The organism is Halomonas sp. 707B3 (assembly GCF_024158645.1).
Taxonomy (GTDB): domain Bacteria; phylum Pseudomonadota; class Gammaproteobacteria; order Pseudomonadales; family Halomonadaceae; genus Vreelandella; species Vreelandella lionensis.
In genome coordinates, this window is sequence record NZ_JAMZBE010000008.1 from 1 (window position 1) to 14,653 (window position 14,653).

15 protein-coding genes and 1 other RNA gene are annotated in these 14,653 nt (G+C 55.7%); 9 read left to right on the top strand and 7 right to left on the bottom strand.

Going from position 1 to position 14,653, the window contains the following annotated elements:
- Positions 1 to 631, bottom strand: a 631-nt coding sequence (locus BIS10_RS02130; protein ID WP_253501956.1) for a sodium:calcium antiporter, incomplete at its 3' end; no start/stop codon positions are given.
- A gap of 179 nt (positions 632 to 810) precedes the next feature.
- Here BIS10_RS02130 and BIS10_RS02135 point away from each other — a divergent pair.
- On the top strand, positions 811 to 1,467 hold the full coding sequence (locus tag BIS10_RS02135) for an SOS response-associated peptidase (RefSeq protein WP_253501959.1): 657 nt from the start codon (positions 811 to 813) through the stop codon (positions 1,465 to 1,467).
- A 65-nt stretch (positions 1,468 to 1,532) separates the two neighbouring features.
- On the opposite strand, the gene ssrA is transcribed toward BIS10_RS02135, so the two are convergent.
- Positions 1,533 to 1,912: a transfer-messenger RNA gene (gene ssrA / locus BIS10_RS02140) on the bottom strand.
- A gap of 44 nt (positions 1,913 to 1,956) precedes the next feature.
- A complete protein-coding gene (gene smpB / locus BIS10_RS02145) occupies positions 1,957 to 2,448 on the bottom strand; it encodes an SsrA-binding protein SmpB (RefSeq protein ID WP_062360527.1) in 492 nt (163 codons plus the stop codon).
- A gap of 127 nt (positions 2,449 to 2,575) precedes the next feature.
- On the opposite strand from smpB, the gene BIS10_RS02150 reads away from it, so the two are divergent.
- Both BIS10_RS02150 and BIS10_RS02155 read left to right on the top strand, forming a co-directional pair.
- Entirely contained in the window at positions 2,576 to 3,010 is a 435-nt protein-coding gene (locus BIS10_RS02150) for a type II toxin-antitoxin system RatA family toxin (protein WP_083023377.1), read from the top strand.
- Complete coding sequence (locus tag BIS10_RS02155; RefSeq protein WP_083023376.1) at positions 3,000 to 3,311, top strand: RnfH family protein; 312 nt, start codon at positions 3,000 to 3,002, stop codon at positions 3,309 to 3,311. The genes BIS10_RS02150 and BIS10_RS02155 overlap by 11 nt, the downstream gene beginning before the upstream one ends.
- A gap of 8 nt (positions 3,312 to 3,319) precedes the next feature.
- On the opposite strand, the gene bamE is transcribed toward BIS10_RS02155, so the two are convergent.
- Positions 3,320 to 3,784 carry an outer membrane protein assembly factor BamE gene (bamE, locus tag BIS10_RS02160; RefSeq protein WP_213262343.1) on the bottom strand — a complete coding sequence of 155 codons (465 nt, stop codon included), beginning with the start codon at positions 3,782 to 3,784 and terminating at the stop codon, positions 3,320 to 3,322.
- Positions 3,785 to 3,856: 72 nt separating this feature from the next.
- On the opposite strand from bamE, the gene fur reads away from it, so the two are divergent.
- The gene (fur, locus tag BIS10_RS02165) at positions 3,857 to 4,309 is read left to right on the top strand and encodes a ferric iron uptake transcriptional regulator (RefSeq protein WP_016915905.1); all 453 of its coding nucleotides are present in this window, start codon (positions 3,857 to 3,859) and stop codon (positions 4,307 to 4,309) included.
- Between the two features lie 124 nt (positions 4,310 to 4,433).
- Here fur and recN read toward each other — a convergent pair whose 3' ends face one another.
- Positions 4,434 to 6,107 carry a DNA repair protein RecN gene (gene recN / locus BIS10_RS02170; protein ID WP_253501962.1) on the bottom strand — a complete coding sequence of 558 codons (1,674 nt, stop codon included), beginning with the start codon at positions 6,105 to 6,107 and terminating at the stop codon, positions 4,434 to 4,436.
- A gap of 199 nt (positions 6,108 to 6,306) precedes the next feature.
- Here recN and grpE point away from each other — a divergent pair, with 199 nt between their 5' ends.
- The 3 genes from grpE to dnaJ all read left to right on the top strand — a co-directional run bounded on the left by grpE (position 6,307) and on the right by dnaJ (position 10,284).
- The gene (grpE, locus tag BIS10_RS02175) at positions 6,307 to 6,936 is read left to right on the top strand and encodes a nucleotide exchange factor GrpE (RefSeq protein ID WP_083023372.1); all 630 of its coding nucleotides are present in this window, start codon (positions 6,307 to 6,309) and stop codon (positions 6,934 to 6,936) included.
- A gap of 152 nt (positions 6,937 to 7,088) precedes the next feature.
- Complete coding sequence (gene dnaK, locus BIS10_RS02180) at positions 7,089 to 9,020, top strand: molecular chaperone DnaK (protein WP_253501965.1); 1,932 nt, start codon at positions 7,089 to 7,091, stop codon at positions 9,018 to 9,020.
- A gap of 109 nt (positions 9,021 to 9,129) precedes the next feature.
- Complete coding sequence (dnaJ, locus tag BIS10_RS02185; RefSeq protein ID WP_083023369.1) at positions 9,130 to 10,284, top strand: molecular chaperone DnaJ; 1,155 nt, start codon at positions 9,130 to 9,132, stop codon at positions 10,282 to 10,284.
- 68 nt (positions 10,285 to 10,352) lie between these two features.
- On the opposite strand, the gene BIS10_RS02190 is transcribed toward dnaJ, so the two are convergent.
- Complete coding sequence (locus tag BIS10_RS02190) at positions 10,353 to 11,297, bottom strand: HNH endonuclease (protein ID WP_253501968.1); 945 nt, start codon at positions 11,295 to 11,297, stop codon at positions 10,353 to 10,355.
- 172 nt (positions 11,298 to 11,469) lie between these two features.
- On the opposite strand from BIS10_RS02190, the gene BIS10_RS02195 reads away from it, so the two are divergent.
- Positions 11,470 to 11,751, top strand: coding sequence for a DUF2218 domain-containing protein (locus tag BIS10_RS02195; protein WP_253501971.1), 282 nt, complete (start codon positions 11,470 to 11,472; stop codon positions 11,749 to 11,751).
- Positions 11,752 to 11,866: 115 nt separating this feature from the next.
- On the top strand, positions 11,867 to 12,673 hold the full coding sequence (gene dapB / locus BIS10_RS02200) for a 4-hydroxy-tetrahydrodipicolinate reductase (protein ID WP_253501974.1): 807 nt from the start codon (positions 11,867 to 11,869) through the stop codon (positions 12,671 to 12,673).
- 199 nt (positions 12,674 to 12,872) lie between these two features.
- Here dapB and BIS10_RS02205 read toward each other — a convergent pair whose 3' ends face one another.
- Complete coding sequence (locus BIS10_RS02205) at positions 12,873 to 14,231, bottom strand: NCS2 family permease (RefSeq protein ID WP_253501977.1); 1,359 nt, start codon at positions 14,229 to 14,231, stop codon at positions 12,873 to 12,875.
- Positions 14,232 to 14,653: the final 422 nt, after the last annotated feature.

A 14,653-nucleotide genomic window follows, 5' to 3' on the forward strand; every position in this document is an offset into this window, starting at 1 on the left:
CAATAACCGCCTCTGAAATACCGATCGACTGGGCTAAGCCAATCGCACCGTACAGTAGCAACTGCGAGCCGCCGATCAGCATGATAAGGCCAAGCACTAGGGCGACAATAATCATCGCCGTAGAGCTAGGAATAGCAGAAAGCTCCTCGGCTTCAGCGCTGTGCATTTCCGCTTCTGGCAGTGACTGGTTGCGCTCAGTCCAATAGGCCCACATAAGATAAGCGGTGAGCATTGCGAGTAATAGCGCTGCTTCCCAGCGGCCTAGGGCACCGCTCCAGGCTAAAACGATAAACAGCAGGCTGGCGGCGACCACAACGACCCCGTCCCGTCGCAAGGCTAACGGATGAACATTCATTGGGCAGATCACCGCGCACAGCCCCAGGATCAGCAAAATATTGCCGATATTGCTGCCCACGATATTGCCCACGGCAATATCAGGCTGCTCTCTAATTGCCGCGTCCACCGACACCACCAGTTCAGGGGCAGACGTACCAAACCCGACCACCACTAGGCCGGTAAGCAGCGGTGAAACTCCCATGCGCTTTGCACCCGCCACGGCGCCGCGAATTAACGACTCACCCCCAAGAAATAACAGCACAATACCGGCCAGCAAGCTCAACCCATACAGCATGTGTCATATCCTTATTGATCCACTCAGCCATTTGCCAAGCGTAAGCCTCTAACATTAGCTGGCTTCATGAGAGCTGCAAAGCCCCCCAAGAAGGCCTTTATGCACGTAGTAGTGCAAAAAGCGCTGAACTGGCGCACAAGGGCGGCTGCGAAGTAGTAATTATTGGCTATGCTTCCCTTATGTGTGGACGATTCGCATTATTCACCCCGTTAGATCGGCTGGCCAGAAAGGTTGGTGCTTCTGTGCCGGAACAAAAGGTGGTATTTCGCTACAACGTGGCTCCCGGCACGTGGATTACAGCCGTGCGTCAGGCTTCAGAGAACGAACCGCCGGTGATTGACCAAATGTGGTGGGGGTATCGCCCGAGGTGGGCCAAAAGCACGGGGAATCAGCCGATCAATGCGCGTGTAGAAACCGTGGCCACTAATGCTTATTTTAAGTCAGCTTTCGCTAGGCATCGGTGTTTGATACCCGCAGATGGCTGGTATGAATGGATTAAAGACACCAAGCCCAAACAGCCACATTACCTCTGCCGTAAAGACCGAAAACCACTGTTCTTCGCCGGCATTTTTGCGGAGCGTGAGGATGGCAGCCTAGGCTGTGCAATCATCACTGAACCAGCCCGAGGCAGCGCTACAGACGTACATGAGCGCATGCCGCTGATCCTCGACGATGCTAGCCTTGAACACTGGTTAGCGCCTGATCTTACAGACCGGGAGACCATTCGCAGCATGGTCCACCATTTAGATGCGGATCTGATTGAGCACTGGCCTGTAAGCACCTTGGTCAACAAGCCCGTGGAAGGGCAAGGCGAAGAACTCATAAACCCTGCCTAAACAGGCCGTTTTCGGACGGCAGGCACAAAAAAAGCACCCGTAGGTGCTTGATTTGTAGGGGTGTCTGGTGGAGGCGGCGGGAATTGAACCCGCGTCCGCCAGCACGCGCCCATTGGCTCTACATGCTTAGATTCCGTCATTTGCTTTAGCGCGACTGACTCCGACGGTCAGGATTCAGCCACGCGAGCCTTCTAAAGTTTAACGGTTGACGAGAAGACACCGCCAACCGCGGTCCTATCAGCTTTAGCTCATATCCCCGCAGTGATGAATAGGCACATCACCTTGGGGCCAGACAAGAAGCTAGCAGGGTTTAAGCTGCCAGCGCGCCTTGAGCGTAGTTTTCGTCGTTTGCGACTATTTTTCGTGATGTGGTATTTACGAGATACATCACGCTCTCGGCATGCACCGCAGGGTTTGTCACCGGCGTCGAAACCATGTCGCCCCCTTAGTCAGAGCCGCATTCTAACGTGCTCATCGCTAATTGACCAGTTATGCCTTGTTATGTTCCCGCATAATTCGACCTTTTTGGCGATTCCAGTCGCGGTCCTTCTCAGTGGCCCGCTTATCATGGATTTTCTTACCGGTCACCAGCGCCAGCTCGCACTTCACCTTGTTGCGCTTCCAGTAGAGCTTGAGCGGTACACAAGTGTGGCCCTTGTCCTGGGTGACCGAAAAGATTTTGGCGATCTCTTTACGGTGAAGCAGCAGTTTACGAGTTCGCGTGGGGTCAGCAATTTCATGGGTGCTGGCCGTGTTCAGCGGCATAATATGGCTGCCCAGCAGGAACGCTTCGCCGTTGCGAATTAAAATGTAGGTGTCGGTGAGCTGCGCTTTACCAGCACGCAGGCTTTTCACTTCCCAGCCAGCCAGCGCTAAACCCGCTTCGAAGGTTTCGTCGATATGGTACTCAAACCGTGCCTTCTTGTTCTGGGCAATGACACTGCTGCCGGGGCCCTTACTGTTACCTTTCTTAGTGGCCATGGAACCTCATCGTTGATCTGTCAGTAGCATCCCCCTTCGTTATGTGGGGAGGCGTGATACCATTCAAGGTCTGAAAAAATGTTTCCCATGATACGCTTTGGGCACTGTGAAGTCAGCGGAGAGGTCAATGCCAACCGTTAATCGTACCGCCTTGGTGCGGCACACCCCCCAACAAATGTTCGATTTGGTCAATGACTTCGAACGCTACCCCGAGTTCCTACCGGGGTGCCGACGTGCGCGTTTGCTTGAGCACGACGCCGACCATCTCATTGGTGAGATGACCTTAGGGCGCGCCGGGGTGGAGCAAACCATCACCACTCGTAACGACCTGTTTGCCCCCGAACGCATCGAGCTGTCGCTGGTAAAAGGGCCGTTTAAGCAGTTGAAAGGGCGATGGCTGTTTACGCCCATGGGCGAAGATGCCTGCAAGGTGAGCTTGGAAATGGAGTTTGTGTTTGCCAACCGGCTACTCAGCATGGCGTTTGGAAAGCTGTTCCAGCAAATTGCTGGACAGCTGGTAGATGCTTTTACCAAGCGCGCTGACGAGATGTATGGCCGATAACCTGCTGAAGGTAGAGGTCGCCTTTGCTCTACCGCACAAGCAGCGCATCGTCGCACTCGCGGTAACGGAAGGCACTACCGCACGGCAAGCGGTCGAGATGGCCGATTTGCCCAGCCTGTTCCAAGAAGTGCCCAGCGACATTTTTGCACAGGCGCCGCTGGGTATTTTTGGCAAGGCCATTCGCCACCCTGAAAAAGAGCCGCTGCGCGAGGGCGACCGTGTGGAGGTGTATCGCCCGCTGCAGATCGACCCGAAGGCGGCCCGCCTAGAGCGGGCCAAGCGTCAGGCCAACGAGCAGTAGCTCCGCGCTTACTCGCCAGTGATGATCGGCTGCGGCTCGGGGGCGGTTTCCGGCGTGGGCGTTCGCTGGCTGGGCAGTGCATCTAGCGGGTCGGCACCTTCAACGGCTGGCCCCATACCGCGGTCTGTGCTCACCGGCAGGTCGCGGGATAGGTCTCCCTCCTGCTCAATGTTGACCAGTCGGCTCGCGTCATCAAACGTGAGCGTGACGCGGCGCTGCTCAACACCTTCATAGGCTTTATCGATGCGGTAGACGTAGTCCCATTCGCGGGAGTCGAAGGGCGCTTCCAGCAGTGGGCGGCCCATTACGTAGGCTACCTGCTCTTGAGTCATGCCCGGCTGGAGCTGGCTGACCATCTCCTGGGTGATCAGGTTGCCCTGGGGGATGTCGCGCTTATAAACGCCGACATAGCTACAGCCACTGACAACGGTCAGGGCGACGGAAAGGGTAATGATACGAGTCAATTTTTGCATTTGAGCCTGTTCTTCACTATCGTGGTTTCGGTCGATGATACCCGACCTAACCTGTTACTGCGAAGAGCAACCATGGCCGATCAGAACCATGAACTACGCAAAGCCGGGCTGAAAGTGACCCTGCCGCGCGTCAAGATCCTGCAGATTCTCGAAAATGCTTCGGGTCAACACCACCTTAGCGCAGAAGAAGTGTATAAAACACTGATTGATGCGGGCGAGGATGTTGGCCTGGCAACTGTCTACCGCGTGCTGACTCAGTTTGAATCAGCGGGCCTTGTGATTCGTCACAATTTTGACGGTGGCCATGCAGTATTCGAGATGACCCAAGAAGACCACCACGACCATATGGTGTGTCTGGAAAGCGGTGAGATCATCGAGTTTGTCGATGACATCATCGAGCGTCGCCAGCAAGAGATCGCCGAAGAGCACGGCTACGAGCTAGTGGACCATGCTCTGGTGCTGTACGTACGCCCTCGCGGGTCTGACGTTACACGCCAGGATAGCGGCCCAACGAATCGCAAATAGTGAGTCGTTAAAGCGAATAGCCGCGTAAAAAACGCCCCCAGGGTGCCAGCGAATACTCACTGGCGCTCTGGGGGCGTTTTGTATTCAACGGGGGCTTTGGGGTAGGGCGCGCCCGTTTGGTGGATCAGTGGGGCAGGCACTGGCTGGCGTGCAGCATTTCCCGCGCGTGGGCCAGCGTTTGGTCGGAAAGCGTTACGCCCCCCAGCATTCGCGCCAGTTCGCTGATACGGCCGCGCTCGTCCAGTAGCGCCATATGGGTCAGCGTGGTGTCTCGCTTGGCGTGTTTTTCAATATGTAAGTGCTGGTGCGCCTGGGCGGCCACTTGGGGTAGGTGGGTCACGGTCATTACCTGGCCGTTTTCTCCTAGCTTGCGTAGCAGTTGCCCAACAATTTCTGCCGTTGCCCCTGAGATGCCCACGTCGACCTCATCAAACACTAGGCTTGGAATCGTCGAATGCGAAGCTGCCACTACCTGAATGGCCAAGCTGATGCGCGACAGCTCACCGCCAGAGGCAACTTTCGTTAGTGGTCGTGCGGGCTGGCCAGGGTTGGCGCTGATCAGAAACTGAACACGGTCTAACCCTTCCGGTGAGGGCGTTTCGCGTGGGGTAACGTCCACTTCAAAACGCGCTTTGCCCATGGCCAAGAAGGCTAGCTGTTGCTGCACCTCTTTACCCAAGCGAACAGCGGCCTTTTGGCGTGCTTCGGTGAGCTGTTTGGCTTCGCTGCGATAACGCTCACGGTACTCAGCCACCTGGCTGCTGAGGGCTTCTAAATCATCGTCGCTGGCTTCCAACTGTGCCACTTCTTGTTTGAGCTGGGCGTGCAGCGCGCAAATCTCCTCTGGGGCGACGTGGTGCTTGCGGGCAATGCGGTGTACATCGCCCATGCGCTCTTCCACCCACGCCAAGCGCTCAGGATCTAATTCAGTGGTGCTGGCTAAGCGGTGCAGCTCGCTGGCGGCCTCTTCTACCTGAATGCGGGCGTCGCTGAGCATGGTGAGCGTATTGGCAAGCGTGCCTTTATCGCTGCCGGGTAGGGCGCTGAGGTGGGCGTAGGCCTGGTTGAGTAGCGATAGCGCACCGCCTTCATCGCTTTCACAGCAGTCGGCGGCAAACTGGGTTTCGCGCAGTGTTTCTTCAGCGTGGGCCAGCGTGTGCTGCTCCTCTTCGAGGGTTTGCAGCTCTCCTTCTGCCAAGCCTAACTGATCGAGTTCTTCAACCTGATAGCGCAGCAGCTGGCGTTTGGCTTCTACTTCGCTGCCCTCTTCGCTGAGCTTTTTCAGCCGCCGCCGAACGTTGCGCCATTCACGGAATGTTTCAGCAAGCTGTTGGCTGCGTTCGCGTAAACCGGCGTAGTCATCCAGTAGCGCCAAATGCGTTTCTTCGCGCATTAAGGCTTGGTGGGCATGCTGGCCATGAATTTGAATCAGCTGCTCACCCAGGGATTTTAAATCCGCGATAGTCACTGGATGGCCGTTAATCCATGCTTTGGAGCGCCCGTTAGCGGTCACCACTCGGCGCAGCAGGCACTCGTCGGCGGGCAGTTCGCGGGCCACCAGCCATTCGGTAGCGGCGGGCAGGTGCTGGATATCGAAACGGGCAGAGAGGTCGGTGCGCTCACAGCCATGGCGCACGCTACTAGCATCGGCGCGCTCACCCAGGCAGAGGCCCAAGGCACCCAGCAAAATGGATTTACCCGCCCCAGTTTCGCCCGTAATGGCGGTCATGCCACGGGTTAGGTCGAGTTCAAGGCGGTCAACGATAGCGTAGTCTTGGATCGCTAGCTGCGTAAGCATAAGGCCTCCTGAGGCGGTGCGGCACAGAAGCTGGATACTTATCCAATAATTGTTGTTTTATACAGTAGTCGATAACTCACTTCAATGCCCCTCTTGAGATGGCTTTTATGGCCCCCATATAGGCTGCATACGTGGTTAATACCCGCTACTTAACTCAGGTGGCCGCCACCGGCACCGCTACTTATTTCAGGAGCAAGGCATGGCAAAAGAACCGCAAACCCCGTTGGAAGATGAGCTGGCACGCCAAGAGCAGGAAGCAGAAGTAACGGATCAGTCTGCAGAAGAGCGTTTGGTAGAAGGCGAACTGGAAGGACTGATTGACGACGATGCCCCGCTAGAAGGCAGTGTCGGTAGCCCCGAAGCCGATGTGCTAGCCGCCCAGGTAGAAGAGCTGGAGCAGAGCCTAGCGGAAGCCAAAGACCAAGCGCTGCGCGCGGCAGCTGAAGCTCAAAACGTACGCCGCCGGGCTGAGCAAGAAGCCGAGAAAGCGCGCAAGTTTGCCCTTGAGAAATTCGTCAAAGAGCTGCTGCCTGTGGTGGATAGCTTGGAGAAAGCCCTGGAAAGCATGCAAGGCGATGCCGCCGAGGTGCACCTTGAAGGTGTCTCCATGACGCTAAAAATGCAGCTAGACGTGCTGAGCAAGTTTGGCGTCGAGAGCATTGAGCCCCACGGCGAGCCCTTCGACCCGCAGGTACACGAAGCCATGGCGATGGTGCCGAACCCAGAGCTAGATCCCAACACGGTTATGGAAGTAATGCAGAAAGGCTATCTACTGAACGGACGCCTCGTGCGCCCGGCCATGGTGGTCGTCAGTCAAAAAGCGAATTAAGCCGCGTTGACGCAACGCAGTAAAAAAAGCCCTTGAAATGCTGCAAGCGGCCCCCAAATAAAGGGCAACCCGCGGGAAAACCCGCAGACGCCAAGTAAGTAACAGCGGCGTAAAACATCAGTTTTGTTTCAACCGAATTCGAGGTTTTTGCTATGGGACGCATTATTGGTATCGACCTGGGCACCACTAACTCTTGTGTGGCCGTGCTCGATGGTGACAGCGCTAAAGTCATTGAAAACGCCGAAGGCGGTCGTACCACGCCTTCCATCATTGCTTACACCGACGATGGTGAAACCCTGGTAGGCCAGGCCGCCAAGCGCCAAGCCGTTACCAACCCGGAAAACACCCTTTACGCCATCAAGCGTTTGATTGGTCGTCGCTTCAAAGACGACGTTGTACAAAAAGACATCAAAATGGTGCCGTACAAAATCGCTGAAGCTGATAACGGCGATGCGTGGGTAGAAGTAAAAGGCAAAAAAATGGCACCGCCGCAGGTAAGCGCGGAAGTGCTGAAGAAAATGAAGAAAACCGCCGAAGACTACCTCGGCGAGCCGGTCACTGAAGCGGTCATCACTGTTCCGGCTTACTTTAACGATAGCCAGCGTCAGGCCACTAAAGATGCGGGTCGTATTGCCGGTCTAGACGTTAAGCGCATCATCAATGAGCCGACTGCTGCCGCGCTTGCCTATGGTATGGACAAGACCCGTGGTGATAAAACCATCGCGGTTTACGACCTGGGTGGCGGTACTTTCGATATCTCAATCATTGAAATTGCCGACGTTGATGGCGAGACCCAGTTTGAAGTGTTGGCTACTAACGGCGACACCTTCCTGGGCGGTGAAGATTTTGACTTGGCGCTGATCAACTACCTGGTTGACCAGTTCAAGTCTGACAGCGGCATCGACCTGTCTGGCGACAACCTAGCCATGCAGCGTCTGAAAGAAGCCGCCGAGAAAGCCAAAATCGAGCTTTCCAGCGCGCAGCAGACCGATGTGAACCTGCCCTACATCACTGCCGACAACACTGGCCCGAAACACCTCAATGTGAAGGTGACCCGTGCCAAGCTGGAGTCGCTGGTAGAAGAGCTGGTTCAGCGTTCGCTTGAGCCGTGCAAAATGGCGCTGAAAGATGCAGGCCTGTCTGCTTCTGAAATCGACGAAGTGATCCTGGTCGGCGGTCAGACCCGCATGCCGATGGTTCAGAAGAAAGCGGCTGACTTCTTCGGCAAAGAAGCACGTAAAGACGTGAATCCGGATGAAGCGGTTGCCGTGGGCGCTGCGATTCAAGGCGGTGTATTGGGTGGCGACGTAAAAGACGTTCTGCTGCTTGACGTTACCCCTCTGACCCTGGGTATCGAAACCCTGGGTGGCGTGATGACGCCGCTGATCGACAAGAACACCACCATCCCGACCAAGAAGACGCAAACCTTCTCGACCGCGGATGATAACCAGACGGCCGTGACCATTCACGTCGTACAGGGTGAGCGTAAGCAAGTGTCGCAGAACAAGTCGCTGGGTCGTTTCGACCTCGCCGACATTCCGCCGGCACCGCGCGGTGTACCGCAGATCGAAGTTGCTTTCGACCTGGACGCCAACGGTATCCTGAACGTGTCTGCTAAAGACAAGGCGACTGGCAAAGAGCAGTCCATCGTCATCAAAGCGTCCAGCGGCCTCTCCGATGAAGAGATCGAGCAAATGGTACGTGATGCCGAAGCCCACGCGGACGAAGACAAAAAGTTCGAAGCGCTGGTGCAGCTGCGTAACCAAGCGGATGGCATGATTCACGCCACTCGCAAGACCGTTCAAGAAGCGGGCGACAAAGCGACCGATGACGAGAAACAGGCCATCGAAACCGCCATCGCCGAGCTGGAAGAAGCGGTGAAAACCGATGACCAGGATAACATCCAGAAGAAGCTGGATGCACTGACCGAAGTTTCCGGCCAGCTGGCGCAGAAGATGTACGCCGAGCAGGCAGAAGCGGCCCAGGCGGGTGGTGAAGGCGCTGAAGAAGCCAACACCAAGCAGGACGATGACGTGGTTGACGCCGAGTACGAAGAAGTCAACGACGACAAGAAGAAGCAGTAACCCACCTCTTTCTGCCAAGGAAAGTGGTGACGCGGGAGGCAACTCCCGCGTTGCTGTTTCCGCGGCCGAGACGCCTATAGTGCGTAGCTAACCAGGAGGCGTAGGACCCATGTCCAAACGCGATTATTACGAAGTCCTGGGTGTCGAAAAAGGGGCCGATCAGAAAGAGATCAAAAAGGCCTATCGCCGTCTGGCGCAAAAATTCCACCCTGATCGAAACCCGGACGATAACACCGCAGCGGAAAAATTCCGTGAAGTGTCGGAAGCCTACGAAGTCTTGAGCGATGGCGAGAAGCGCGCGGCCTACGACCAGTTCGGTCACGCCGGTGTGGATGGCCAGGGCGGCGGCTTTGGAGGTGGTGGCTTCGGCGGCGGTGGCGCTGGCGATTTCAGCGACATCTTCGGCGATGTGTTTGGCGATATTTTCGGTGGCGGCGGTGGCCGTCGTCGTGGGCCCAACGCACCCGCCCGCGGTTCCGACCTGCGCTACAACCTAGAGCTGGATCTAGAGAGCGCGGTGGCGGGCACCACGGTGGATATTCGCGTCCCGCGCCATATCGAGTGTGACCGCTGTGACGGTGGTGGCGCCGAGCCAGGCTCCACCAAAGAGACTTGCCCCACTTGCCATGGCCACGGTCAGGTACGTATGCAGCAGGGCTTCTTTGCGGTCCAGCAAACCTGCCCCACCTGTCACGGCAGTGGCCAGCACATCAAGGTGCCGTGCCATAAATGTAACGGCGAAGGCCGCGTGCGTGAAACCCGCACTCTCTCGGTGAAGATTCCGCCGGGCGTGGATACCGGTGACCGCATTCGCCTCAATAGCGAAGGTGAGAGCGGCGTCAACGGCGGCCCAGCGGGCGATTTGTACGTTCAGGTCGCCATCAAGCCGCACCACATCTTCAAACGCGATGGTAAGCACCTGCAGTGTGACGTGCCGATCAACTTTGTTGATGCAGCGTTAGGTGGCGAGCTGGAAGTGCCCACGCTGGATGGTCGCGTGAAACTGAAGATCCCGCCGGAAACCCAAACCGGCAAGCTCTTCCGCCTGCGCGGTAAAGGCGTGAAGCCGGTACGCGGCGGTGCCCCCGGCGACCTGCTGTGCAAAGTAGTGTTGGAAACGCCCGTCAACCTCAACGACGAGCAAAAAGACCTGCTTCGCCAGCTGCAAAAGAGCTTTGATGACAGCAATAGTCATAGCCACTCGCCGAAGAAGACTGGCTTCTTCGACAGCGTGAAGAAGTTCTTTGAAGAGATGAAGCCGTAAGGGCGGTATAGCGCCACTACGCAAAGCGCCTCAGCACTTCAGTGTGCTGGGGCGTTTTTGTATCTGCTTCAGCGCAAAAGGTGATCCATTCGCCACGCTAAGGCCTGTTGATTGGGCTGCCAGCGTTTGGCTCGGGGCAGCACCACCGCTTGACCATGCAACTGCTGAAGCCATGCGTTATCTGGCATAAAGTCATCAAGAGTTGGGCTGACATGCCATTTATGGTCCGGCCCCGGCGCGATCAATCGGTTATCCATCGCCCAGTGTAAATTGGGCGTCAGTGCTAAGCCATTTGTAGGGCGGTCGTCGTAGCTTTCGGCGAAAGGAATTAAGTGGGCGGCTTCTACCAGATAACGGTAGTCTGGCGTGATAAAGCGCAAACGAGTGGCGGCACAGCGGTAGTCGTAGGCTTCCAATACCAGAGTGCGAAAAGCGGCTGAGCGTGCCTGCTGTTGATGTGTCTCCTTAACTTCGCCCACTAAGCTATCGGGGTGCTTTTCGTAATCGCCGCTCTCTAGTGCATTGGCTAAATAGGTGTTCAGCGCGTGCTGCTGAGGTTCTTCAGCGAAATAGTGAGCTACGATCAGTGCGCTGGCGTTATGAGCCATTTGTTTATTCTGAAAGGCACTAAATAGAGCGCTATCTAGCACTGCCTGTGTGAAGAGTGCCTTTAAGCCCTTAAGCGATTTAGGCTGGCCTAAGCTATTGGCAACGCGAGCGATGCTGTTATCAAACACCGGCTCCCAAAGTGCGCCAGAAACGCCTTGGTCGCCCTTTAGGTGCCAAAGTGGCAGGTGAGGGTTAGCCGACTGACGGTCACCGGTGGCGGCTTCATACAAATCGAAATAACGCGCTAGTAGCCGGTCATCAATGGCAACCGTCGGCGTGTTAATGTGCCCGTTTTGTATTTCACAAATAATCGCCAGCAGTAAGCAGGGCTTATTCGCTGCTAGTCGGCCTCGGCTGTGGCCTACCCGTAGGGCGGTCAGGCATTTTAGTGTCTCATCTGTCATTGTTGTCTCTAAAATTGCTTAGGCTTGGTTGGAGATTACCACGGCTTTTGATAGTAAGGGCAGTGAGTAGCCGAACACACCGTTGCAAGGAATTCTCATTCGCTGCTTGGCTCTTTTCGCTGTGAGGATTAGGCTAGTAGGTAATCACTTCTATTAAATTGGAGAGAGCCGCATGCCTTTATCCCGAGCAGAAATTGCCACCCCATCCGGCGCGCGGTTGATCAACCGCCTGTGTAAACACTGGGCGCATAAGCTTGAGGTGGAGCACAGTAAGCAGGACGCCAAGATCGTGTTTGCCAGCGGTACTTGCCTGATGCACGCCGAACCTGATCGGCTACTGGTCTCCATCGAAACCCTGGAAGAAGAGCACTTGGACCAGCTAGAGGGCGTGGTCGAGAGCCATCTAATGCGTATGGCGAAAGACGAGTCGCTGGAGATTGTCTGGGAGAATTGAAAGTGCATGAAGGGCGCTGCCGTTAGCGCCGCATCGCTAAGGGTGGTCTGCTATAATCGCGGCCACCTTTTTTTGTTTCTAGTTGATGCCAAATAGCGCACGCGTAGGAGTTTCCATGACCCGAATTGCCATTGTAGGCGTAGCTGGCCGCATGGGCCGCACGTTAGTTAACGCCGTTGAGCAACAGGCTGATGCCTCGCTTGCAGGCGGTATTGTGGAGCCGGGTAGCTCCCTGGCGGGCGTAGATATCGGCGAGCTGGCAGGTGTGGGTAAGCGTGGTGTGGCCGCCGTGGATTCGCTCGACGCCATTGTGGATGACTTCGACGTGCTGATCGACTTCACTGCGCCCCAAGTCACCTTGGCGAATCTGGCATTCTGCGCCGAGCACGGTAAGCGCATCGTGATCGGCACCACCGGTATGAACGATGAAGAGCTGGCCGAGCTAGATAGCTACCGCGATAAGGTGGCCATGGTGTTTGCTCCCAACATGAGCGTGGGCGTGAACCTGACGCTCAAACTACTGGAAACGGCGGCCAAGGCGCTGGGTGATGAAGGCTACGATATTGAGGTGATTGAGTCCCACCACCGCCATAAAGTCGACGCGCCTTCCGGTACGGCGATTAAAATGGGTGAAGTGGTGGCCGAAAGTTTGGGCCGTACCTTGAAAGAGCACGGCGTATTCGAGCGGGTAGGGCAGTGCGGCCCGCGTACCGATAAAGAGATCGGTTTTGCTACCGTGCGCGCAGGCGATATCGTCGGTGAGCATACCGTCATGTTCGCCACCGAAGGCGAGCGCATCGAAATCACCCATAAGGCGTCTAGCCGGATGACGTTTGCCAAGGGTGCGGTACGGGCTGCTCGCTGGGTGGCTAATCAGCCCCGCGGCCGTTACGACATGCAAGATGTATTGGGCTTGGAGTAATGAGGTAGGACGGCACGTAGCCTCTCGATATGCGTAGTGCTGGCTGCAGAGCGTAACGTTATGGATTGCCTCTGAGCCTGCCCGCAGGGTGAGTCGTATGGACTCACCCTTATTTTTGAATGGGCTTTTAGTCTAAATGTGGCTGCGAACAGGACAGAGTGCTGTTTTTGGCTGAGCTAACAGTAGTTTGAAGCGCTAGCTACTGTGCGGTTAGCAGCATAACCACCGCAAGCAGGGCTGAGGCCCACATGGCAGGCTTAATCTCGTCTAGCTTGCCGGTAGCCAGCCGGATCAGTACAAAGCTGATAAAGCCAAAGGCAATGCCAAGTGTGATGGAGTAGGTCAGCGGCATTAATATGATGGCCAGAAATGCGGGGAAGGCTTCTTCGAGGCGGCTCCAGTCGATCTTTCCAATGGGCGCCATCATAAACAGCCCAACCAGCACCAGGGCTGGCGCCGTAGCGATACTGGGGACTAAAGACAGCAGCGGTGAGAGAAACAGGAAGGGTAGAAACAGGACGCCAATAACCACGGCGGTGAGTCCTGTACGGCCCCCCTGGGCGACGCCCGCTCCAGATTCGATAAAGGTCTGCGCAGCGCTGGTGCCGAGTGGGGCTGCAATCATTGAGGCGAAAGCATCCACCGTCATGGAGCGCTTAAGGTTGCGTGGATTGCCGTTGGCGTCCTTGAGATCAGCAGACTCGGATAGGGCCATGAAGCAGGAGAGTGAGTCGAAGAAGTTAGTGAACAGCATCACGAAAATGAAAGGCAAGTAAGCCACCTTGAGGGCGCCTAAAATGTCGACCTTCATGACCGCTGAGAAGTCCGGCCATGAGGCGAGGCCTTGCCAAACCACTAATACTTCGTCACTCCACAAACGCCCCATAGGGGCTGCCAGCAAAGTGGTTAAGGCGATGCCTAAAATCAGCGCACCATTGAAACCGCGTATTACCAATATTGCCGTGACCATCAGGCCGATAAAGAAGGTGATGAGACTTGCATCTAATTCACCGAGGCTAACCAGGGTTGCTGGATTAGCAACGATAAACCCAGCATTCTTGAGCCCGATAAAGGTAATGAATAGGCCTATGCCGCAGGTAATGGCATAGCGTAATGAGGCAGGAATGGCCTCGATAATCGCTTCGCGAACGTTAAATAGCGCTAGAACCGCGAACAACACCCCCGACCAAAATACGCATCCTAGAGCAACCTCCCACGACAGCCCTGCGCCAAGCACCAAGGTATAGGTGAAAAGAGCATTCATGCCCATGCCAGGGGCGACCAGAATCGGGTTACGAGCGTAAAGGCCCATCGCTAAGCTACTGAAAAAGCTGATAACGACTGTGGCGGATAGGGCCGCAGAGAAAGGGATGCCAGCATCAGATAAGATGGCTGGATTGACCACGATGATATACATCCCGGCCAGGAACGTCGCAATGCCTGCCAGCACTTCGGTCTTCACCGAGGAGCCGCGGCGGCTGACATTGAAGTAATGATCCAGGCTGGTTGTAGCCTGAGTGGGTGGTGAGCCGGAATACGGCGTAGGGCTTTGTGGCATGAGGATATTCTCTTTGTATTTATTGGATGAGCTATCGACAGTACAGTTTGACCACTTGGTCAGCTTGTAGGAAGCGTAGACAAAAAAATAGTAGGAGGACAACCAAATATATTAATTTCGTATACGAAAATGCTTTCGGAACGTATTAGCGGCCTAACGGGCATGACATGCTGATTGCGAAAGTAAAACGTTATGCATAACGTCATCGGTAGTTTTGGGGCTAGCCGAAAGTCGAGAAATCCTGTAACATTCCAAAAATTTTGGCCCAGTGGCTGCAAAAAGCAGCAAAATATCTACAGTGAAGAGCTGTAGAGAGAGCACCGCGCTTGTTGCACTGGCCGTTAAGTGGGAAAAGTAGTCAGCTAAATGCTGCGCCATGGCTAACACCGTTATGAAGGCCAAGGAAAGAGAACAACAAGCGG